General features: G+C 30.4%; 19 protein-coding genes and 4 tRNA genes. 11 read left to right on the top strand and 12 right to left on the bottom strand.

Annotation, left to right across the window (positions count from 1 at the left end; genetic code table 11):
* Positions 1–45: 45 nt before the first annotated feature.
* The 6 genes from OJ995_RS03280 to OJ995_RS03305 all read right to left on the bottom strand — a co-directional run bounded on the left by OJ995_RS03280 (position 46) and on the right by OJ995_RS03305 (position 9,232).
* The gene (locus OJ995_RS03280; RefSeq protein WP_264368137.1) at positions 46–1,434 is read right to left on the bottom strand and encodes a TolC family protein; all 1,389 of its coding nucleotides are present in this window, start codon (positions 1,432–1,434) and stop codon (positions 46–48) included.
* Positions 1,434–2,777, bottom strand: a complete 1,344-nt coding sequence (locus OJ995_RS03285; protein ID WP_264368138.1) for an HlyD family secretion protein — start codon at positions 2,775–2,777, stop codon at positions 1,434–1,436. The genes OJ995_RS03280 and OJ995_RS03285 overlap by 1 nt, the downstream gene beginning before the upstream one ends.
* A gap of 3 nt (positions 2,778–2,780) precedes the next feature.
* Positions 2,781–4,433: a peptidase domain-containing ABC transporter gene (locus OJ995_RS03290; RefSeq protein WP_264368139.1), complete on the bottom strand. Its 1,653-nt coding sequence runs from the start codon at positions 4,431–4,433 to the stop codon at positions 2,781–2,783.
* The gene (locus OJ995_RS03295) at positions 4,430–5,101 is read right to left on the bottom strand and encodes a TetR/AcrR family transcriptional regulator (RefSeq protein ID WP_264368140.1); all 672 of its coding nucleotides are present in this window, start codon (positions 5,099–5,101) and stop codon (positions 4,430–4,432) included. Before OJ995_RS03295 ends, OJ995_RS03290 begins: the two co-directional genes overlap by 4 nt.
* A 118-nt stretch (positions 5,102–5,219) precedes the next feature.
* Positions 5,220–6,737, bottom strand: coding sequence for a 2,3-bisphosphoglycerate-independent phosphoglycerate mutase (gene gpmI / locus OJ995_RS03300; protein ID WP_264368141.1), 1,518 nt, complete (start codon positions 6,735–6,737; stop codon positions 5,220–5,222).
* 83 nt (positions 6,738–6,820) lie between these two features.
* The gene (locus tag OJ995_RS03305) at positions 6,821–9,232 is read right to left on the bottom strand and encodes a DUF5916 domain-containing protein (RefSeq protein WP_264368142.1); all 2,412 of its coding nucleotides are present in this window, start codon (positions 9,230–9,232) and stop codon (positions 6,821–6,823) included.
* A gap of 190 nt (positions 9,233–9,422) precedes the next feature.
* On the opposite strand from OJ995_RS03305, the gene OJ995_RS03310 reads away from it, so the two are divergent.
* Complete coding sequence (locus OJ995_RS03310; RefSeq protein ID WP_264368143.1) at positions 9,423–10,154, top strand: murein L,D-transpeptidase catalytic domain family protein; 732 nt, start codon at positions 9,423–9,425, stop codon at positions 10,152–10,154.
* Here the strand turns inward: OJ995_RS03310 and OJ995_RS03315 are convergent.
* Positions 10,143–11,726: a L,D-transpeptidase family protein gene (locus tag OJ995_RS03315; RefSeq protein ID WP_264368144.1), complete on the bottom strand. Its 1,584-nt coding sequence runs from the start codon at positions 11,724–11,726 to the stop codon at positions 10,143–10,145. The genes OJ995_RS03310 and OJ995_RS03315 overlap by 12 nt on opposite strands.
* A 43-nt stretch (positions 11,727–11,769) precedes the next feature.
* Entirely contained in the window at positions 11,770–12,213 is a 444-nt protein-coding gene (locus tag OJ995_RS03320; RefSeq protein WP_264368145.1) for a GNAT family N-acetyltransferase, read from the bottom strand.
* 186 nt (positions 12,214–12,399) lie between these two features.
* Between OJ995_RS03320 and OJ995_RS03325 the strand changes: the two genes are divergently transcribed.
* From OJ995_RS03325 to OJ995_RS03340, 4 genes are all read left to right on the top strand, one after another.
* Positions 12,400–12,472: transfer RNA gene (locus OJ995_RS03325), tRNA-Gly, on the top strand.
* Positions 12,473–12,506: 34 nt separating this feature from the next.
* Positions 12,507–12,579: transfer RNA gene (locus OJ995_RS03330), tRNA-Gly, on the top strand.
* Between the two features lie 34 nt (positions 12,580–12,613).
* Positions 12,614–12,686, top strand: a tRNA-Gly gene (locus OJ995_RS03335).
* Between the two features lie 34 nt (positions 12,687–12,720).
* Positions 12,721–12,796, top strand: a tRNA-Gly gene (locus OJ995_RS03340).
* Positions 12,797–12,826: 30 nt separating this feature from the next.
* Here OJ995_RS03340 and pepE read toward each other — a convergent pair.
* The gene (gene pepE, locus OJ995_RS03345; RefSeq protein ID WP_264368146.1) at positions 12,827–13,534 is read right to left on the bottom strand and encodes a dipeptidase PepE; all 708 of its coding nucleotides are present in this window, start codon (positions 13,532–13,534) and stop codon (positions 12,827–12,829) included.
* A 114-nt stretch (positions 13,535–13,648) separates the two neighbouring features.
* Between pepE and OJ995_RS03350 the strand changes: the two genes are divergently transcribed.
* The 6 genes from OJ995_RS03350 to OJ995_RS03375 all read left to right on the top strand — a co-directional run bounded on the left by OJ995_RS03350 (position 13,649) and on the right by OJ995_RS03375 (position 19,073).
* Entirely contained in the window at positions 13,649–14,404 is a 756-nt protein-coding gene (locus tag OJ995_RS03350; RefSeq protein ID WP_264368147.1) for a carboxypeptidase-like regulatory domain-containing protein, read from the top strand.
* Between the two features lie 67 nt (positions 14,405–14,471).
* Positions 14,472–15,227 (top strand): carboxypeptidase-like regulatory domain-containing protein, encoded by a 756-nt coding sequence (locus tag OJ995_RS03355; RefSeq protein ID WP_264368148.1) that lies wholly within the window; start codon positions 14,472–14,474, stop codon positions 15,225–15,227.
* Positions 15,228–15,288: 61 nt separating this feature from the next.
* Positions 15,289–15,750, top strand: a complete 462-nt coding sequence (locus OJ995_RS03360; RefSeq protein WP_264368149.1) for a DUF6702 family protein — start codon at positions 15,289–15,291, stop codon at positions 15,748–15,750.
* Between the two features lie 15 nt (positions 15,751–15,765).
* The gene (locus OJ995_RS03365; protein ID WP_264368150.1) at positions 15,766–18,042 is read left to right on the top strand and encodes a M1 family metallopeptidase; all 2,277 of its coding nucleotides are present in this window, start codon (positions 15,766–15,768) and stop codon (positions 18,040–18,042) included.
* A gap of 102 nt (positions 18,043–18,144) precedes the next feature.
* Positions 18,145–18,492: a Sec-independent protein translocase subunit TatA/TatB gene (locus OJ995_RS03370; protein ID WP_264368151.1), complete on the top strand. Its 348-nt coding sequence runs from the start codon at positions 18,145–18,147 to the stop codon at positions 18,490–18,492.
* Entirely contained in the window at positions 18,492–19,073 is a 582-nt protein-coding gene (locus OJ995_RS03375) for a phosphatase PAP2 family protein (RefSeq protein ID WP_264368442.1), read from the top strand. The genes OJ995_RS03370 and OJ995_RS03375 overlap by 1 nt, the downstream gene beginning before the upstream one ends.
* On the opposite strand, the gene OJ995_RS03380 is transcribed toward OJ995_RS03375, so the two are convergent.
* The 3 genes from OJ995_RS03380 to OJ995_RS03390 are packed head-to-tail and all read right to left on the bottom strand — an operon-like array spanning position 19,063 to position 21,320.
* Positions 19,063–20,109 (bottom strand): glycosyltransferase family 9 protein, encoded by a 1,047-nt coding sequence (locus OJ995_RS03380; protein ID WP_264368152.1) that lies wholly within the window; start codon positions 20,107–20,109, stop codon positions 19,063–19,065. The genes OJ995_RS03375 and OJ995_RS03380 overlap by 11 nt on opposite strands.
* On the bottom strand, positions 20,109–20,750 hold the full coding sequence (locus tag OJ995_RS03385; RefSeq protein ID WP_264368153.1) for an O-methyltransferase: 642 nt from the start codon (positions 20,748–20,750) through the stop codon (positions 20,109–20,111). The genes OJ995_RS03380 and OJ995_RS03385 overlap by 1 nt, the downstream gene beginning before the upstream one ends.
* Entirely contained in the window at positions 20,751–21,320 is a 570-nt protein-coding gene (locus OJ995_RS03390) for a hypothetical protein (RefSeq protein ID WP_264368154.1), read from the bottom strand.
* Between the last annotated feature and the right edge of the window lie 50 nt (positions 21,321–21,370).

The raw sequence follows: 21,370 nt of genomic DNA on the forward strand, positions 1-21,370 counted from the left end.
TGGATAAGTTACAAAATAAACAATTTTACCAAACTTTTGTTAATTTTAATTTGCGTTAGCTATTGTTTTATACAATCCTATTATGGTATTTAAGTACCTGTTTTCTAATGCTATTTCATTAATTTGTGAACTCACTAATGTGTTTTCTCTTGAATTAATTATGAACAATGAACTTTCTCCCATTTCAAATAAGCGATCTTCGGCATTTAAAAGTGTGTTGTAATCTTGAACCAATTTTCGGATGTATTCTCTTTGCTTTTCTATAGAGGTAATTTCTTGCTGTTGCGATTTAATCTTATTTTCTAAGCTTTTTCGTTCAAATTGTAATCCAAATTCTGAATCTTGAATTTTAATATTGGCCAATTTTACACCTGCTCTTTCTTTTCTTAAAAAAAGAGGAAAAGAGAAATTTACACCAATTTTATAATCTTCAAAGCGATAGTTATCAATATAACTTGGTTCCGATAAATAATTATAGCTTACATCAAGTTTAGGTAAAAGAGCATTAGCTTTTAGTTTTTTATCTACTTTTAGCATCGCAATTTTAGCATCTAAAGCTTTTATTTTAGGATGATTGTTTAAATCGATTTGGTTTAATTCATTTACTTGTAAAACTTCTTTTATGGTTTTTGATAATGTAATTTCAGGAATTAAATCATCTTTTAACTCTAAAGGGACATTGTTTTCTAACCATAAATAATTAGACAATTCTAATTTAGCTTTAACGAGTTTTAACTTGGCATCTTCTAAATTTAATAATCTTGTTTTTACAACAATTCCAGCTTCAATACTATCAATTGCAGGTTTGTCGCCTTCAGAAATTAATTTTTCAATTCCTTTATATCTAGTTGACGCATTAACAAGATAATTTTCATATAATTTTACCTCCTCAAAAGCCCTTTTCCAATTTACATAACTTATCGATGCTTCATATAAAACTTCAATTGCTTGTAGATTACGTTCTGCGACATTCAAATTTTGTGCAATTTTTGCTTTTCTAATGTCAGCCATTCTTTGGTTAATGAACAATCCTTGACCTACTGGAACTGAAATCCCAAATGAAGTTAAACCACTATTTGGTAATGTGTTTTCTGGATTTACATACATTCCTTCCGCATTATCAAATCCTGCTTTTAGTTCAATTCCGTACCAAGTTGGAATTTTAAAACTGCTGTTTAAAATAGAATAATATTGATTGTCTTTGAATTGTTTTTCATTAAAATCTACTTCAATTTTTGGATCAAAAGCACCACGTGCCTGCATTAAAATGGCTTGTGCTTCATTTAGTTTTAAATCGGCTTGTTTTACTAATGGATGATATTTTTTTACATAACCTAAAAATTCATTGTACGTAAATTCTGTTGGGTTGTTTTGTCCCAATAAATTCATCGAACTACAAATGAAAATTAAGATATAAAATAGTCTCGATTTCATTATTTTTTAGTGTTTTCAGTTGTGGGTTGATAAAAATTAGGAGGAAAACCATTTAGAGTTCTCCATATTTCGAACCAAATAGGAACATCATTTAATAAAGCTAATGTTTGAGTTCCAGCGCCAATGCTTAATTGCTTTGGCCATTTTTTTTCTTTTGGGTCAGGTGCAATTAAGACACGATATTTTCCGTTTGGACTAATGAAATTTTCTTTGGCAACAATAACTCCTCCGAATGTTCCATAGGAAACATCAGGCCATCCGCTGAAAACTATTGTAGGCCAACCATCAAACCAAACACGAACTTTCTCTCCGTTATTAATTAATGGGAAATCAACTGGGTCGATATATGTTTCTACAGCAATATCATATTTTGAAGGCATAATACTAACCACAGAAGTTCCTTCTTTTATGGTTTCACCAATTCCCGATTGTAAAGCACGATTGACATAACCATCTTGTGGAGCAGTAATGTAATACAATCCATTTCTGATTTGATAATTCTTGTATTGATTTTTAAGCTTGTTTACTTGTGCTTCGGTATCAAATTGTGAACTCAAAGCGGTTTGTTTGTCACTACTTGCTTTAGCGTTTTTTTCTGCATATTCGGCACTAATTCTGTTAAGTTCCATTGTTGCATTTAAAACTTCATTTTTACTAGTAATGTATTTGTTTTCTTGTGTAATGATTTTAGCTTCAGTTTCCTGAAGTTTCATTCTTTTTTCCTCTACATCTGTCATTGGTTTTAATCCTTCTTTGTTTAAATTGACAGAACGAGTATACTGTGTTTTCGAAATTTTAAGTTGGGTTTTCGTTGCTTCAAAATCTATACTATCACTTTGTACTTTTAAATACGCTTGTTTAAGTTTGTTTTGTGCTTGTTTTAGTTTAAGATTTTTTTCGTTTTGAATAGCGCCCATTTGACTTTCCAATGCTTTCACTTTGTCAGCATATGATACAACTGCGTTTTCTTTTGCTTTTACCTGATTGCCGGTGTTCTCAATTAAATTAGGATCTAAATAATCTTCCTTAACCTCTGAAATAAATAAAATGGTATCTCCTTTTTTTACATAATCACCTTCATTTACATACCATTTTTCAATTCGACCTGCAATTACCGTTTGTATGGTTTGCGGACGTTGATTTGGTTTTAACGTAGTAACGTTTCCTTCTCCTTTTATGTTTTGTGTCCAAGGTAGAAAAAGAAAAAGCACAACTAATAAAACAAAAGCCCATATAATTTTACGAATTACTTTATAATGTTTTTGTTCTTTAAAAATTTGAGTCGATTTGAATTGGTCTATTTTAATAAACTGGTCAATTCTATTTTTTGTGATGTTTAACATGGCTTAAATTGATTTAATTTCACCTTTTTCCAAATGAATTACTTTTTTACAAATCTGTTTCCAGTAGCTATTTTTGCTAACAACTACAAGTGTCCAAGGTTGTTTTTCATTGCTTAAGAAGTCAATGATTTCTCTGCAACTTTGTTCATCTGATTTGTCTAATGGATTTTCTAAAAATAATAATTTTGGTTGATTGATGATACAACGCGCTAATACAATTTTTTGAATTGTAGACGAGTTAATTTGCTTTCCTTCCGAAGAAATTTGTGTGTCTAATCCTTTTGGAAGAGATTTGATAGCCTCGGTTAGTTTTAAATTTTCGACTAATTCAAAAACCGTTTCCATTTTAATCTCCGGATTATTACAGGTAATGTTTTCTAAAATTGTGCCTTCAAATGGCATTTCATGCGCAGTAATTATTCCAATTTTAGAACGATATTCATCCGAAGAATACTTTTTGTAATTTGTATTGTTGATAAAAATACTTCCCGAAGTAGGTTCAATCAAACGCGCTAACAAACGAATTAAAGTTGTTTTTCCAGAACCATTTTCGCCCAAAATTAAAGTGTGCTGCTTTGGCTGAATAGATAGACTTACATTTTTTAGAATTTCTTTATCTGATTTAGGATAAGTAAAGGTTACATTTTCGGTTTCGATTGTAATTTTGTTATTATCTACTAAATAGTTAGAATTTTGAACATCTTCTTCTAATTCCATGTCTACAACTGAACCTAATTTTTCTAATGAAGTTAACACATCATAAAACAATTCTAAACCTGAAAATAGTTTTTCTACAGCTGTTATGATACTTAAAATGATGATTTCTGCGGCTACGAATTGTCCAATATTCATTTGCTGATTGATTACTAATAATCCTCCGATAATTAATAATCCGGCTGTGATTAAGATTTTAAATCCAGTTAATTGTATGAACTGTTTCAATAAAACCTGAAAATGACTTTCTCTTTGTTTTAAGTATTCATCTACTAATGTATCGTTTTTATGTAATGAATAATTAAAAATGGAATTACTCTTAAAACTCAAGTGGTTTCTTGCAATTTCTTGAAGCCAATGAGCAATTTTATATTTATATTTTGATTCTTTTAAACTTGTTTCTAATCCTAAATTAAAGTTTATCTTGAAAATTAGATATAACAATATCAAAAGGACAAGTCCGAAAAAAATAAAAAAGGAATGATAAAAAGAAAGCAATATGATTCCAAAAATAATTTGTAAAGCTGCACCTGAGATTTCCAATAATAGTTTTGAAAAGCCTTTTTGTACGGTTAACGTATCGAAAAATCGATTGGCTAATTCTGGGGGATATTGATTGTGTAATTCGTTGAATTTAATTTTTGGAAAACGATAAGCAAATTCAAAAGAGGAACGCACAAATATTTTTTGTTGTAAGTTTTCGGTAATTCTAAACTGCATGATTTTTAGTAATCCTACAAAAGCGACTCCAACTACTACAATGATAACTAAAACTATCCATGAAGTACTTACTTTTCCAGCTTGAATAAAATTGATAATCGATTGAATCCCTAATGGTAAAGACAAACTGATTAATCCCGCTATAATAGAATACAAGAAGATTTGATAAATATCTTGTTTGTCGATTAAGATGAGGTTTTTGAATCTTTTTAAAGGTGTCATAATAGTATTTTTTTAGCCATATCTGTATAGAATTCAGTAGCACATTCTTTTTCAGATAAATTGGTGATAGTTTTTAAATGATTTTTTAAAAAATGTTGATGAAGCGCGCCTTCCACAATACTTGATGCCAAACTTTTTGCGTAAGGGTAGCTCGGGTTTACTTCTTTTATAATTTCAATTATACGATTGATAACTCTTTTGTAGACTAAGAAAAAACCTTCTTTATTTTCGTTGTCTACTTCTTTAGTCATTAAGGTTTTAGTAAATTCTCCAACGATTATTCGATTTAGAATTTCTTCATTAATGTGTGGAGTTGCATTGTCATCTACTACATTTTCAGTTACGAGTTTAATTGCTTTTTCTAATTTTTCAACTGGATTTGAAACATTTGTGGTAGCAAAAGCCATACGATATTCCATCCATGACCAATACCATGAAGTTAGATAAACAAGTAGTTTGTGTTTGTTTTCAAAATAACGATAAATAGAACTTTCATTAGATTGAATTTTTTCACCCAATTTTTTGAATGTAAATGCTTCAAATCCAATTTCATCAATTAATATGATGCTGTTTTTTAATATATTACGCCCTAATTCTGATGTTTCAGGATCTTTAACGTATAGTTTATCGTTAATTGTTATTTTTAAGTTTGATAGTAAATTTTGCATAAAATGAAATTTAACAATGCAAATATAATAGTATTACTATTAATATATAAAAGTTTAACTTTTATTTTAGATTCGTTCAAAAAAAAGAGATTCAAAATAAATGAATCTCTTTTAATTTTTATAATAATGAATGACAAGTCATTACTGCAGGTTTTTCAATTCCCATTAACTCTAATATCGTAGGAGCAATGTCGCCCAAAACCCCATTATGTATAGTTTTTAAATCTTTATCTACTAAAATAATAGGAACAGGATTGGTTGTATGCGCTGTGTTTGGTGAGCCATCAGGATTTATCATCGTTTCGCAATTTCCATGATCGGCGATGATAATTGTGGTATAATTATTTTCTAAAGCGGTTTCAACTACTTCTTTTACACAAACATCAACAGCTTCACAAGCTTTTATTGCAGCCGACATCACTCCAGTATGTCCAACCATGTCGCCATTAGCAAAGTTTAAACAAACAAAATCAACTTCACCTTTTTTCAATTCTGGAACTAAAGCGTCTTTTAATTCAAAAGCACTCATTTCGGGTTGTAAATCGTAAGTGGCTACTTTTGGGGAATTTTTTAAAATACGTGTTTCACCTACAAAAGGTTCTTCTCTTCCGCCAGAAAAGAAAAAGGTTACATGCGGATATTTCTCGGTTTCGGCAATACGAATTTGTTTTTTGTTTGCTTTTTCTAAAACCTCACCAAGTGTTTCGGTTATATTGTCTTTGTCGTAAATTACATGAACATTTTTATACGTGTCGTCATAATTGGTCATGGTTACATAGTACAAATCCAATTTGTGCATGTTGAATTCATGAAAGTCTTTTTGGGATAAAACTTCGGTTAATTCTCTTCCTCTATCGGTTCTAAAATTGAAGAAAATCACCACATCTTCGTCTTGAATTTTTGCTATTGGATTGTCATTCTCATCAACCATAACAATTGGTTGGATGAATTCATCGGTAGTATCTTTTGCGTAACTTTCTTTTATACTCGCGACAGCATTCTTTGAGTGAGTTCCTTCAGCATTTACTACTAAATCGTAAGCTAATTTTACTCTTTCCCAACGCTTGTCTCTATCCATTGCATAATATCTTCCAATTACAGAAGCTAATTTCGCATTGGTGTTTTGAAGATAATTTTCTAAATCTAAAATATAATTAGCTCCCGATTTCGGATCTACATCACGACCATCTGTGAAAGCATGAACAAACATTTTTTGAACACCACTATATTGAGCAGCATCAATCAAACCTCTTAAATGTGATGTATGCGAATGCACACCACCATCAGATACTAATCCTAAAAAATGAATGGCTTTGTTGTTGTTTTTAGCATAATCAAAAGCGTCCATAAGTGGTTTTTCTTGACTCATGGTTTTGTGTTCTACCGCTAAATTTAGTTTAGCTAAATCTTGATATACAATTCGTCCAGCGCCAAGATTCATATGACCGACTTCTGAATTTCCCATTTGACCTTCGGGTAGACCAACGTTTAAACCATCGGTTCTTAGTTGAGCATTTGGGTATTTGGTATATAAACTATCAATAAAAGGCGTGTTGGCATTGTCTATTGCAGAAACTTTTGGATCGGGAGATTTTCCCCAACCGTCCAATATCATTAAAATTACTTTTTTGTTCATTTTTGTGTGTTTGTACAAAGATAAACAATTGGTAAATTTCTGAATTAAAAACCGACTTAAAATTACGAAAACGATTAAGTGATTTATCCTTTTTTAATCCAGTTTTTGGCTTGGTTATAATCTATAAAATAACGAACGCTTACAGATAAAACATGATTCAAATTATCTTCAAATAAGTTGGAGAAATTGGAGCCAAAATCTTTATTGATAGTGCGGTCAAAAGTTCCAGCGTTGTTTCTGTACAAAATCGACATTTGACTTCCTGGAGCAAACCACCAAGAATAACTTAAATCTAAATTCCAAGTGCTAAAGTTTGAGTTTTTATTACCTGTATAAGTAGTATTGGTTGATAAACTTCCGTCTTCATTCAGATTATTGATTTTATTATTTTCGGCTAATGACCAATAATGTCTAACCGATAAATTGAAATTCATTACACTGCTAATTGAAAATTTACTTGTAATAGCATTGGTGTAAGTGTTTCTGTCTCTTCGAGCAAAAATAATATTTGAACCTTCAAAATCTATAAAACCAATATCATTTTGTTGTTTGAAATAGTCAAAGCTATACACTAATGAAAATTTATCACTAAATCGATATCTAGGACTGATGTTTATACCAGCTTCATATCTGTTTTCATTTATTACATGGGTAATGAATGGATTAATATCTAAAGCAAATTTATTGTTGTAATTAGATGAAAAGTAGAAAAAACCACCGGCATTTCTAGGGTTTACGAAATATCTATTTGCTACTCGTGGTTCGTAGTAATCATAATTTTCAAACGGATTAAAATTTAAACCGCCTCCAAAATAATGGTTACTTTTATTTGTAGAATTTAAGTTTACATTAAAATTACTTGCCTGAATTTGATTTGTTGGTGTGTAAAATTCAAAGTAAGAGTTTAGGTTAATTCTAAAGGTGTTGAAGGTTTTGTTAGGGTTTAGAATTCGATAGTTTGTGTTTCCAGAGAAAGAATAATAATTGGTTCTGAAATTGATTCCTAAATCATTAATTTCAAAATCTTTTGACATGTATTCACTACCAAAGCTATATCTAAATTTTCCATTTGTTTCTGCAAAATATAAAGAAGCATTGTAGCCGTTTTTGTTTTCAACATCATTAATACTACTCGATTTTAATCCTCCAGAAAGATTGTATGTATTGGTTTTATTATTCAAATCGAATAATAATCCAGTTACATTAGCATCTCTAAAACTTCCATTTCTAGTAACATTAGTGTTTATAAAAGTTACCGATGAATTTTGATTAAATCGCTGGTCAAAAACCATTACATTGTAATTTGTCAATGGTGAAATTTCTACTTGTCGAGTAGAATTATCAACAGAATTTGTTGCTGTTGCCATTGTTTTTTCGGTAATAGCATTTAAAAATCCAATTCCTAATCCATCTTTATCACGACCCGAAATTTTTAAAGCATTGACTAAGTTGATAGCGCCCGGATATTCGTTTATTGATTCATTTTCAGCTAAGTTTAAATTCAAATCGGAAGTTTGTCCAATTCTTCTTGAGTATAATAAATTTCCTTTGCTAAATAAGTCGGTTCCTTCAGTAAAGAACGGACGGTTTTCATTGAATTGTTGTTCGAATGGACCTAAATTTAAAACCACGTTATCAAATTTAGTTTGACCAAAATCGGGAACTAAAATTGCATCTAAAGTAAAGGCATCGTTTATTCCGTATTTGATATCTAATCCACCTTTTAATTCGCCTTTAGTTTTTTGAGTTTCACTTCCTGAAAGATAAAATGAAGAATAAGGAATTAAAAATAATCGAGTAGGTGTTTTAATGTTTTCAATTCCAGTTAAGAGTCCAGCTTGCTGTGAAATGGCTCCGATTTTATTGTCAATTGGACTCCAAGTGTATTTTTGGCGTTCTCTTCGAACTTCTCTGAAAAAGTTAAGTCCCCAAATTTGTTTGTCTTTTTCAGGAAAACGTAGCGCAGCATAAGGAATTTTCATTTCGATGACATAGCCAAAATCGGTAATTTTTACATTGCTTTCCCAAATTGCATTCCACGAGCCATCTTCACCTTCTGATGAAGTGAAATTAGTGTCCACCTGACCATTTGCTGCGGTTACAAAAAATCTAAATTCTTGCTGGCCATCGTTGTAACCATTAATAAAAACACCAAAAAAATCAGAGGTGCCAATATCATCCCTCTCAACTAATTCCTTTAAAATTTTATCTGGATTTGGATCATATAATTTTGCACCAATATAAACAGCGTCATCCGAATACAAGATTTTTACTTCAGTTCTAAATTCTTCAGGAATTGGTGTTCCGTTTTTAGGTTCTAAAGAGACAAAGTCGGTTGCAATTTCTGCATCTTTCCATGAAGCTTCGTTTAATTCAGCATCAATTGAAATGTTTTCAGTTGTTTTTTTTGTTGAAACACTTTTTTTAGTTTGTGAAAACGAAAAAAGAAAACTTGCGAAGCAAATGAAGATTGTTGCACTGAATTTATTTATCATGTAAAAGATTTTGATTGCAAAATTATTGTATTACATGATATGTCTACTTTTTTTATATAATGTTTAACTTTTGTGAGAATAATCGACGAAAGGTTAAAATTTTCGATAAAATACACAAAAAAGTTTGTTGGTTTAAAAATAATAAATATATTTGGCACATATCAACAACAATATAACTACTAGATTAACAATGATTTACAGATTTTTGCCCCTAATTTTATTTTGCATTTTTTCGTTCAAGCCTTTAAATACAATAGAAGGAACAAAGAACGAAGTTAATGCTACTGATCCTAAATTAATTGCAGCAAATACAAAAGCTACTATTGAAGCTAAAAGTAAATCATTTTATTCTTTTATTGATGCAAATGGTTATTCTTTGCCTTCTTTTGAAAGTTTTGCAGCTGCCTTTGAAGGATATGAACAGCTAAAACAGCAAGGAAAAATAGAAAATGAAATCTTAACTATTGTAGATTTTAGTTTGTCTTCAACACAAGAAAGAATGTGGGTTGTAGATATGAAAACGCAAAAGGTAATTTTAAAATCACTTGTGGCTCATGGTAGAAATTCAGGTTCAGAATATGCTACAGATTTTTCAAATGCTAACGAATCATTTAAAAGTAGTTTAGGATTTTACGTGACAGGCGAAGTATATAATGGAAAGCACGGATTGTCGTTACGCTTAGATGGAATGGAATATGGTATAAATGATAATGCTAGAAATAGAGCAGTGGTAGTTCATGGAGCTGATTACGTTAGCAAATCGTTTATTAAAAATACAGGAAGATTAGGAAGAAGTCAAGGTTGTCCTGCAGTTCCTTATGAATTACACAAAGAATTAATTGAAACAATTAAAGGAAAATCTTGTATTTTTATTTATCACCCATCTAGAACTTATGTAGCGAAATCAAAATTAGTTTCGTAGTTTTTGGAAAAGCACTTTATCTAGTTCATAAATGTCATCTCTAAATTGTAGTTTGCCATTTTCAATCCAACTTGTCCAATAAAACAAATATACATTCACAGTGTCTTTAACGGACACTGTTTTTGTTTTCTCCAATTTTATAATGGAATCTATTTCATTTCCACTCCATTTTTCTGGATTGATTTCTGTTAATATTTGTTTGGTTAAAACTAGCGGGTTTTCAACACGAACGCATCCAGAACTCAATGAGCGATAGGTTTTTACAAAATAATCTCGATGATTAGTGTCATGTAAATAAACCGAATGACGATTGATAAAATTGAATTTTACTAATCCTAAAGAATTGTTATAGCCAGGTTTTTGAACGTATTTATAATTGTTAGCTCTTGCTGGGTTCCATTCGTATGGGCTTACTTCTTTTCCTTGACTATTATATATTGTTAGTTTTCGTGATGGAAAATAATTTCGATTTTTTGATGCCTCCGGAGTTAAATCTTCTTTAATAATAGTAGGAGGAATGGTCCAAGTTGGGTTAAATACAAAATTAGAAAGTTTTGAACTCAAAATAGGAGTTTTTCTTTTTGGAGTTCCTACTACAATTCGATGTGAAGCAACTGTATCATTATTTTTTACATAATGTAACATGTAATCAGGAATATTTGCTATTAAATATTTTTCACCTAAATCGGAAGGATACCATCTCCAGCGTTCTAAATTAGCAAATATTTGTTCTATACGTTCGCTTTTTGATGTGTTTAATGCTCTAAGAGTTCCAATTCCAATAACGCCATCTGGAGCCAATCCATGACGAGCTTGAAAACGTTTTACCGCTTTGAGTGTTAAAGTGTCGTAAGCCCAAGTAATAATGCTGTCTTTGTTTTTATAATCTTTCCAATAAGCTAATCTTTTTTTGATTTTTACCATTTCGGGTAAAGTGTCGTTTACAACAATTTTATTTTTGACAACGATTTTTTCAAAAGTTACATTGGGAAATTTGTCTATTTCAAACAGACTTTTTTTAAGTGATTGATAAACAATGTGATTGGGTTTTAAACCTTTAAAGGTTGAAGCGATAGTTTTCTCTTTTATACCTTTTTCTAATAACGGAGAAAGTGCTATTTCTTTTGGTTTTAAATCCCAATCAGTATATAATTCTTTTGGATTTAATTTCCCTTTGTGCAAATGATTGGCTAATTTATCAAAGGTTTCAGTAAGTAGAATGTCGTATTTTACAATGTCTTCATCATTTAATTTAGCTCTTTTACTTTCTAAATCTTCAATGATTTTAATTTCATAATCGTTTGGATTTAATCCATCTTCGTAACAAAATTTAATTTCATTAATTAAATCTTTTCGGTTTTCATCTAAATACCAAATCTCATGAAAGTTCATTTTTTGATAAAACAATTTCAAACTATCTGATTTTTCTGAAAGTAAGTCAGGATGAACAGGTCTAATAATTACATTTAAAACAGTGTCTTTAATAATGCTATTATCAAAAGCAACAGGTAAAGTTTCCTTTTTACAAGAAATAATTGAGAGAATAAGAAGTAGAAAAGTAATTTTTTTCATAGAGAGCAGCAATTGTGATATAAATATAGAAAGAATAATCGGATTAACTCTTCTGAATTTTCTTATACATAGCAAAATGAATGCCAACTTCAGGAATTAAAAAAGAATCTCCAATAGTAGTATAGCCTAGTTTTTTGTAAAAAGGAACTGCATTTTCTCGTGCGTTGAACCAAATTAAATCGGTGTTCAAATTAACACAATGATTTTCAGCTTCTTTAACTAATTCAGCTCCAAATCTTTTGCCTTGAAATTCTTCTAAAACCGCCATTCCTCTAATTTGAAATTGATTTGTTTCTGAGAATAAATCATTTTTTTCTTTAAAAATTGAAATAATTCCAATCAATCGCTCATTTTGATACAATCCGAAATGAATGGTATTTTCATCATCATCTCCTTTAAATTGGCAAGTTTCGATTGGCTTTCCCTTTCTTAAAACTTCATGTCTAACAGGATAAGTGTCAATTGAATTGATTTTTTTTAATTCCATAATTATATAACTTATTAAAAGCTAATCATTTAGTAAAATGGGTTTATTCTAGTGTAAAGTTAGTGCAATTGCTTCGAAAAAAATATTTAAAAAAATTTGCAATTAAAAAAACTTTTGAAGTATATTTGCACCCACCAAAGAAATACATGCAACTCCTAATAAAATTAGAGTTTTTGTAATTCAAATGCGGAAGTAGCTCAGTTGGTAGAGCTCCAGCCTTCCAAGCTGGTTGTCGCGAGTTCGAGCCTCGTCTTCCGCTCTAAAACAAGATAAAGTTTTAAAAATTATCACCTGCGGAAGTAGCTCAGTTGGTAGAGCTCCAGCCTTCCAAGCTGGTTGTCGCGAGTTCGAGCCTCGTCTTCCGCTCTAAAACAAGATAAAGTTTTAAAAATTATCACCTGCGGAAGTAGCTCAGTTGGTAGAGCTCCAGCCTTCCAAGCTGGTTGTCGCGAGTTCGAGCCTCGTCTTCCGCTCTAAAACAAGATAAAGTTTTAAAAATTATCACCTGCGGAAGTAGCTCAGTTGGTAGAGCTCCAGCCTTCCAAGCTGGTTGTCGCGAGTTCGAGCCTCGTCTTCCGCTCCACAAAAAAGCCTTGCAATTGCAAGGCTTTTTTTATTTTAATTCGTTTAGTTCGGTTTCAGGTGCAACTTCAATTGGCGTTTCATTTCTTTTGAAAATTCGAGCAGTTAAAGTTCCTTTCAATTTTACAGAATCTCCTTTAACTTCTAGCCAGCTTCCTTCTCTCAATCCAACAACTGGTTGCGGATTAAAATGGTGAAATTCATTAATTCGGGTTTCGCGCGTTTCTCCCATGTGAGTTGAACCTTCAATAGGGTCTAAATAATGTGGATTGATATTGAATGAAACAAATCCTAAAGTTCTAAAACTTGGTGGATATACAATAGGCATATCATTAGTTGTGCTCATAGTTAAACCACAAATGTTACTTCCTGCACTAGTTCCTAAATAAGGTGTGCCTTTTTTAACTACTTTTTCTATAGTATCAATTACGTTGTTTTTGTACAATTGGCTTACTAATAAAAACGTGTTTCCTCCTCCAGTAAAAATTCCTTGTGCTTTTTCAACTGCTTCAATTGGATTTTCAAATTCATGAATTCCTTTCACGGAGATGTTAATTTTAGCAAAAGCTTCACTAACTTTTTTAGTATATTCATCATGAGATATACCGCTTGGTCTTGCGTATGGAATAAATAGCAATTCTTTTACGTTCAAAAAAAATGATTGCAATTCAGGTAATAAATAATCTAAATAGCCGCCACCATGTAAAGTTGATGTACTAGCAATTATAATATTTTTCATTAAATTAATTTTTTACAAATTTACCAAATTGTATTAACATAAGTTTATCATCTTGTTAGGATTTCGTTTTGAAGATATCCAATTATATTTACAGAACTATATATAATGAAGTTTATGATAAAACTACTACTCTTTTTTTTATTCCTTTTTCATTTCTCGGGTTGGGCTCAATCTGATACTATTATTAAAGGTAAAATTGTTTCGACTTCGAGTAGTTTAGAAGGAATTCATATTTTAAATTTAAATAAAGGTATTGGAATTGCAACCGATGATAGAGGTTATTTTTCAATCCGAGTTACAATTGGTGATACGTTACAGTTTAGTGCAATTCATCTAATTGGTACAAAACACATAATTAAGAAAGATGATTTTGGAGAAAATTTGTTGTTTGTTGAAATGAAATCAAAGCTTAATGAATTAGAGGAAGTTACCATTGTTCAATATAAAAATATTAATGCAGTTTCTTTAGGAATTATTCCTAAAAATCAAAAAACCTATACACCGGCCGAACGAAAACTTAAAACAGCATCTGAAATGTCAATTGGCACAATAATTTCAATAGATCCATTACTAAACTGGATTTCTGGTAGAACCCGAATGCTTAAAAAAGAAGTTGAAATAGAGATAAAAGAGTTTTTAATTGATCAAGCGGCTGATTATTATCAAAAGGAATATTTTACAGATGTTTTAAAAATTCCTGAAGATTATGTTGATGGTTTTTTGTTTTATATTGTTGAAAATGAAAGGTTCGTAAGAGCAATGAAAGATAAAAATAAAACAATGGCCACTTTTATACTATCTGAACTTGCTGTAGAATATTTAAAAGTAACCGAGTTGCAACCTTCAACATCTGTTAAGAATGAAAAATAAGAGTATTCTATTTTTTATATTTCTTTTTAGTCAATTATTTTTTTCTCAAGAAGTTGAAAGAAAAATTTTGAAGGGGAGAATAGTTGCGGATTCTATTGAAGTTGAAAATCTAACGGTTTTTAATATAACGTCAAACATAGGTGCAGTCACAAATGTTGATGGAAAATTTTCTATTAAAGCGAAAGCAACTGATACATTATATATTCAAGGACTTTCTTACGATTCTAAAAAGTATGTGTTAACCGATAAAGATTTTTGGTTAGAAGAATTGCAAATTAAATTGCATATAAAAGTTACTGAACTAAATGAAATTGAAGTTACACCTTACACTTTAACAGGAACTTTAAAAGAAGATACAAAGCGCATTCAAGTTTATGGAGAGGCTTTTAACGGAATTGATGCTAATGCTGTAAAGTACTATGAAGATGATGTTCGATTAGGAACGCCTGTAAACACTGCGATTTATAATCCATTGGCTCCAAATGGTTCAAATTTTGATTTTAAGTTGATAGGGAAAGGTATTGGAAAACTACTTGGAATAAAGGGAAATCCTAAAAAGAACTCAGAACTTGTTTTTGAAGAGCGAAGACAACGCGATATTCAAACCAAATCATTTTCTGAGCATATGTTTGAGCGTTTTTCTCATAATTTTTTTGTAGAAACCTTGAAAATTAAACACGAGGATATTCCTATGTTTTTGCAGTTTGCCGAAATGCCAATTAAAGATTTGTCTTTGTTTTTAAAACCTGAATATGAAATGCAACTTATAGAGTATTTGACGACTAAATCAAAAATGTTTAAATCTCAAAAACAAAAAGAATAATTACTATTTTTACCAAATGAAGAAGAATCTATTGCGCCTTTTTTTACCAATTTTCTTGGTAATGATATTAAGCTCATTTGCCTTACATAAATTTTATGTTTCGGTAACCCAAATCGACTATGTGCCAAATAAAAAAAGAATAGAAATTACTCACAGAATCTTTATTGATGATTTAGAAAAAGCATTAGAAAAAAAATACAAGAAAAAAGTATACTTAACTTCTACAAAAGAACTACCAGAAGCCGAAACTTTAATAAAGAATTATATTAAAGAAAATATAAAAATTTCTATTAACAAAAAGCCTCAAGAAATTGTTTATTTGGCTCGAGAAGTGGAAGGCGATGTGTTAATTTTTTACACTAAAATTGCTATTTCAAAAAAAATAAATACCTTCGAAATCTTTAATTCATTATTAACAGATATTTACAAAGAGCAACAAAATATTGTTCATGTAAATATTAATAGTAACAAAAATAGCTTTTTGTTTACTAATAGTGATACGCAACAAAAAATTGACTATTAAAAGAATTGAAATATTATGAAAAAATCAATTGTACTTAGTGCTTTCTTGACTTTAACTATTGCTTTCGGAGCTATGGCTCAGGATGTTAAACCAGAAGAAAAAAAGCGCGAACCAGGACATTACAATGAGAATAAATTTCGTCAGATGTATGATGAAATGGCGACTCCTAACATGTTTAGAACAGCTTCTGGTGCTCCAGGACCAGCTTATTATCAACAAAAAGCAGATTATAAAATGAATCTGGAATTAGATGATAAGAATAAAAAATTATATGGTTCAGAAACGATTACATATCACAACAATGCAAAAGAATCATTAGAATACTTATGGGTGCAATTAGATCAAAATATCGAAAGACCAGATTCTAAAACGCCATTAGTAGAAAACCAAAATATGGACAAAGCCATCACAACAAGTGGTTTTGCAAAAAAATATATGGGAAGTCCTTTCCAAGGAGGTTTTAACATTGAATATGTTAAAGATGCTAAAGGTAATCCAATGAAATACACTATCAATCAAACAATGATGCGTATTGATTTGCCTAAACCATTAAAGAATGGTGAGAAAGTTACATTTTCAATCAAATGGTGGTATAATATTGTAAATTATCAAGAACAAGCAAATAATGGACGTTCTGGTTATGAGCAATTTCCTGATGGAAACCGTTTGTATGTAATGGCGCAATTTTTCCCAAGAATGGCTGTCTACAATGATGTAGAAGGATGGCAAAATATGCAATTTTGGGGTAGAGGAGAGTTTGCTTTAGCTTTTGGTGATTACGAAGTAAATATCACAGTTCCTGCTGACCACGTTATGGAAGGAACAGGAGTGTTACAAAACAGAAGCGAGGTTTTTACAGCAGAACAAGTAAAAAGATGGGAATTAGCTGAAAAAACATTTGATAAGCCAGTAGTAATTGTAACCCAAGAAGAAGCGGTTGCAGCAGAAAAAGGATTCTCAGACAAAAAGAAAACATGGAAATTTAAAGCACAAAATGTTCGTGACTTTGGTTTTTCAACTTCAAGAAAATTCATAATCGATGCTATGGCAGTTGATTTACCAACAAACAAACCATTAGCAATTTCTATTTATCCTAAAGAAGCAAATCCACTTTGGGGAGATTTGTCTACAAAAGCAGTAGCACATACTTTAAAAACGTATTCACATTTTACATTTGATTATCCTTATCCAAAAGCAGTTTCAGTTTCAGCGGAAGATCAAGGAATGGAATATCCAATGATTTGTTGGAATTACGGTCGTCCTGACGAAAAAGGATTTGTAAGTGATAGAATTAAATACGGAATGTTAGGAGTTATCATTCACGAAGTAGGACACAATTTCTTTCCTATGATTGTAAATTCAGACGAAAGACAATGGTCTTGGATGGACGAAGGGTTAAATACATTCTTAGAATATTTAACTGAAATTTCATTCGATTCTAAGTTTCCATCATCAAGAGGGCCTGCAGCTAATATTGTTCCTTATATGAAAGGAAATCAAAAATATTTGGAGCCAATTATGTCAAACTCTGAAAATATTTACAACTTTGGAGCTAATGCATACGGAAAACCAGCTACAGGTTTAAATATTTTAAGAGAAACCATTATGGGGCATGAGTTGTTTGACCATGCATTCAAAACGTATGCAAACCGTTGGAAGTTTAAACACCCAACTCCAGAGGATTTCTTTAGAACAATGGAAGATGCTTCAGCTGTAGATTTAGATTGGTTTTGGAGAGGTTGGTTCTATTCAACAGACTATACAGATATTGGAGTAAAAACGGTAAAACAATACTATGTTTCTACAGAAGCTACCAAAGAAACACAGGCAATGTTTAATAGAAGAGGAAGAAAAATTAGCGATGGTGAGCCAATGTTATATTTAGTTGCAGAAGATAATCCTGATTTTAAACCAGAATTGAAAAAAGCAATGGATGTAAATAGTGTACAAGCACTTTCTGATTATGTGAATAAAAATTACACAGCTGAAGAAAAAAACGCATTAAAATCACCTAAGTATTTCTACGAAGTAGAGTTTGAAAAACCAGGAGGATTAATCATGCCAATCATTGTTGAACTTCAATTTGAAGATGGAACAAGTGAAACTCAAAAATTCCCTGCTCAAATCTGGAGAAGAAACAACGATACTGCTAAACGAGTTTTTGCAACTGAGAAAAAAGTAGTAAAAATTCAAGTGGATCCAAAATTAGAAACTGCCGATGTTGATGTAACAAACAATTATTGGCCTAAAGGAGAAACAGAATCAAAATTTGATACTTTAGAGAAAAAATAAGAATTAAGACTATCTTCGGATAGTCTTTTTTTTTGATTACTTTAAGAGAATTAGGGGTAAAACTTTGTAACTTTGCGAAGTTAATTTTCAAGACAATACGTTATGTTTGGAATAGGAGGAGGCGAATTATTTTTCATTATTCTAGTAGTTTTAATGTTGTTTGGATCGGATAAGATTCCAGATATTGCTCGTGCTTTAGGAAAAGGTATGGCGCAATTGAAAAATGCAACCAACGAAATTAAAAGTGAAATTCAAAAAGGAGCTCAAGATTCTGGTTTGGATATGAATACTTTAACAGGAGGTGTTTCTGAAGAAATAGCAAAAGCTAAAGAAGGGATTGTAAAAATGGTAAATCCTATGGAAAACATTAATTTAGATGTTCAAAACCCTATAGAACAAGTAAAAGAAGATATTGAAAATATTACGGGACCTGTAAAAAGACAAATGTAATTTTGGAGCAGTTAATTAACTTAGATGAAGAATTATTTATATTCTTAAACGGATTAGGTTCTGAACCTTTTGATGGTTTTTGGAAAATTATAACCAAACAATTGTATTGGTCGCCATTATTTATCGCTATTTTTTATTTAATACAAAAAAAAGTAGGTTGGAAAAACTTTGGAATAATTATTCTTTTTTTAGCTTTATTAATAACCTTTACCGATCAAATTACTAATCTTTTTAAACATTCTTTCGAACGTTTACGACCATGTAACAATCCAGAATTTGAAGGTATAATTCGAGAAGTAATCACTAGGAAATCATTTAGTTTTTTCTCAGGGCATGCGGCCAATTCCATGGCTTCTACAATGTTTGTGTTTTTAATTATCAGAAAGTATTACAAGTTTACTTATATGCTGTTTTTGTTTCCGTTAGTATTTGCATTTAGTAGAATTTATTTAGGACTACACTATCCTGGCGATATTTTAACTGGTTATGTGTTTGGTGCAACTTTCGGATTTGTTTTTTATAAACTCTACAAATATATAGGCAAACGATACAAATTCAATTCAGAAGTTATTACGGATTAACAGTTTTGATTTCTTTTAAAATTACATCAATTTCTTTTCCATTAGTGTCTATCCCAAAACTATTATTTGAATAAGGTTGGTATAATTTTTTGTCTGTTACTGAAAAAAGTCCAATGGTAGTTGTATTAGTGGAATTAGACAAATGCATAATGCCACTATCAGCACCGATAAAAAGTTCTGTATTAGCAATTAATGCAGCTATTTTGCGTACATCTTTACTATAATAGGATGGTGCTTTAAAGTCAATTTGCGAAACATTTTCGGCGGGTAAAACCTCGATTATATTATAATTATTAAATTCGGTTTTTAAAACTTCATAAAAAGTACTCCACCATTCTTTTGTGTATTTTTTATCACTAGTTGCATACGTGAATATACATATGGTTTTTTGCTTATTACCAGTAAGTTTAATTAAATCTTCAGCTCCTTTTTTTAATTCTTCTGAGTCTAAGCGTATATTGATTTTAGGAATTGAAATATCAGGTAATTCTAATCCTAATGCTTTAATCTCTTCTCTAAAATCGTAAACTGGTCGTTTGGCGTTATGTAAGTAATCATTGTAAACAGAAGATTCCAAATCTTTAATTCTTCCAAATACTTTGTGTTTTGATTTTGTAATTTTAGTAGCAATCGAACCAGATGAAGAATAACTAACTGTATTGATTATTAAATCATATTTATGTTTGCGTAAGTAAAACCAGCACCCTAAGTATTTTATAAATTCTTTAAAATGTTTTCTCGGTAATGCGATTATTTTATTAACTTCAGGATAGTTTTTAAATAATATTGGGCCGAGATTACCCTTTAGGAAAAGATCAATTTTTGCTTCAGGGAAAGTAGTAATTACTTCTTGTACTAAAGGTGTTATTAGAAGTTGATTTCCCAATCTGTGATTTGGTCGAACAATAAGTATTCTTTTAATTTCAGAAGAATTTTTTAAACTATTTTGCGTTGATTTGGTTTCATTAATCGTTTTTACAAAAAGGTTTTTTGTTATACTTTTTCTAAACAAATTTATTTTTTCTTTCAAAGTCATTATAAAACTCGGCTTACGGTTAAACCATCACGAATAGGTAACAAAACAGTTTCAACTCTTGGGTCTGTGTTTAATAGTTGATTGTATTCTAATAAAACAGGTGTGCTTTTGTCGTTAGGTTTTACTTCTTCCAAAACTTTTCCGCTCCATAACACATTATCCGATAAAATAATTCCTCCTTTATTCATCATCGGAACGATTAAATGAAAATAATTCACATAGTTTTCCTTGTCGGCATCAATAAAAACCAAATCAAATTTTTTATTTATAGTTGGAATAATATCGACTGCATCGCCTAAGTGTTGAAAAATTTGGTCTTTCCATGGCGAAGCATCGAAATATTTTCTTTGAAAATCTACTAATTCTTCTTCAATATCAATCGTATCTAAAGTCCCATTTTCAGCTAATCCTTCTGCTAAGCACAAAGCGGCATAACCTGTATACGTTCCAATTTCCAAAATATGTTTCGGACGAATAATTTTAGAAAGCATACTCAAAACTCTACCTTGAAAATGACCACTCAACATACGAGGTTGCATGATTTTTTGGTAAGTTTCTTTGTTAAGTTTCGCTAATAATTCAGGTTCCGCTTGTGAATGATTGGCAACGTAATCTTCTAAATCTTCTGATATGAAATGCATTTAATTAAATTTTATGGATTGAAATAATTGAACTAGTTTGTCAATTTCAGCAGGTTCATTTTTGCTGTTAGGGTAGTAGTTAATTGTTAAATAATAGTCTTCAATAATTCCAACCAATGTTGTTATTAATATTTTTTTATTTTCTACGTAATAACTATAGAAACTTTGATTATCACTTTTTAAAGGATTAAATGAGTTGTAGTTGGCTTTGCATTTGTAGCTTTCAAATTCTTTTGATGATTTTAAAAGTTCTATATCAGAAATGGAATTTGAGTAGAATTGCGTTTTGCTTTTGTTGTTTACTGCTATTTCTATAAAATCATTATTTGTGTTTTTGAATCCAATAAAATGATAATTGACTTCAAATTTATTTTTTATTTTTTTTACTTCTTCCCATTTTCCATCTATAGTAAGAGTGTCATTTACAACAAGGTTAATTATTTGAGTTTTATTTTTATTAACATCAAAAACTATATTACTTTTTTTATCTTGTCCAAATAGTAGACTTGTTGTAAAAATGCTTATGATAAATAAATTTGATAATAATTTCATCTTTCTTTTTTTTTTCAAAAATACAAATTAGCAATTAAACATTTTAACGATTTAACAATTAAACATTT

The sequence above is a fragment of the Flavobacterium lacisediminis genome (genome assembly GCF_025909975.1).
Classification (GTDB): Bacteria; Bacteroidota; Bacteroidia; order Flavobacteriales; family Flavobacteriaceae; genus Flavobacterium; species Flavobacterium lacisediminis.

What these genes read in the sequence shown, in the direction of transcription:
- OJ995_RS03315 (WP_264368144.1), bottom strand. Translation starts at nt 11,726, where the DNA reads ATGAAAAAAATTACTTTTCTACTTCTTATTCTCTCAATTATTTCTTGT.
- OJ995_RS03290 (WP_264368139.1), bottom strand. Translation starts at nt 4,433, where the DNA reads ATGACACCTTTAAAAAGATTCAAAAACCTCATCTTAATCGACAAACAA.
- OJ995_RS03370 (WP_264368151.1), top strand. Translation starts at nt 18,145, where the DNA reads ATGTTTGGAATAGGAGGAGGCGAATTATTTTTCATTATTCTAGTAGTT.
- OJ995_RS03350 (WP_264368147.1), top strand. Translation starts at nt 13,649, where the DNA reads ATGATAAAACTACTACTCTTTTTTTTATTCCTTTTTCATTTCTCGGGT.
- OJ995_RS03310 (WP_264368143.1), top strand. Translation starts at nt 9,423, where the DNA reads ATGATTTACAGATTTTTGCCCCTAATTTTATTTTGCATTTTTTCGTTC.
- OJ995_RS03285 (WP_264368138.1), bottom strand. Translation starts at nt 2,777, where the DNA reads ATGTTAAACATCACAAAAAATAGAATTGACCAGTTTATTAAAATAGAC.
- pepE (WP_264368146.1), bottom strand. Translation starts at nt 13,534, where the DNA reads ATGAAAAATATTATAATTGCTAGTACATCAACTTTACATGGTGGCGGC.
- OJ995_RS03305 (WP_264368142.1), bottom strand. Translation starts at nt 9,232, where the DNA reads ATGATAAATAAATTCAGTGCAACAATCTTCATTTGCTTCGCAAGTTTT.
- OJ995_RS03380 (WP_264368152.1), bottom strand. Translation starts at nt 20,109, where the DNA reads ATGACTTTGAAAGAAAAAATAAATTTGTTTAGAAAAAGTATAACAAAA.
- OJ995_RS03320 (WP_264368145.1), bottom strand. Translation starts at nt 12,213, where the DNA reads ATGGAATTAAAAAAAATCAATTCAATTGACACTTATCCTGTTAGACAT.
- OJ995_RS03365 (WP_264368150.1), top strand. Translation starts at nt 15,766, where the DNA reads ATGAAAAAATCAATTGTACTTAGTGCTTTCTTGACTTTAACTATTGCT.
- gpmI (WP_264368141.1), bottom strand. Translation starts at nt 6,737, where the DNA reads ATGAACAAAAAAGTAATTTTAATGATATTGGACGGTTGGGGAAAATCT.
- OJ995_RS03360 (WP_264368149.1), top strand. Translation starts at nt 15,289, where the DNA reads ATGATATTAAGCTCATTTGCCTTACATAAATTTTATGTTTCGGTAACC.
- OJ995_RS03280 (WP_264368137.1), bottom strand. Translation starts at nt 1,434, where the DNA reads ATGAAATCGAGACTATTTTATATCTTAATTTTCATTTGTAGTTCGATG.
- OJ995_RS03385 (WP_264368153.1), bottom strand. Translation starts at nt 20,750, where the DNA reads ATGCATTTCATATCAGAAGATTTAGAAGATTACGTTGCCAATCATTCA.
- OJ995_RS03295 (WP_264368140.1), bottom strand. Translation starts at nt 5,101, where the DNA reads ATGCAAAATTTACTATCAAACTTAAAAATAACAATTAACGATAAACTA.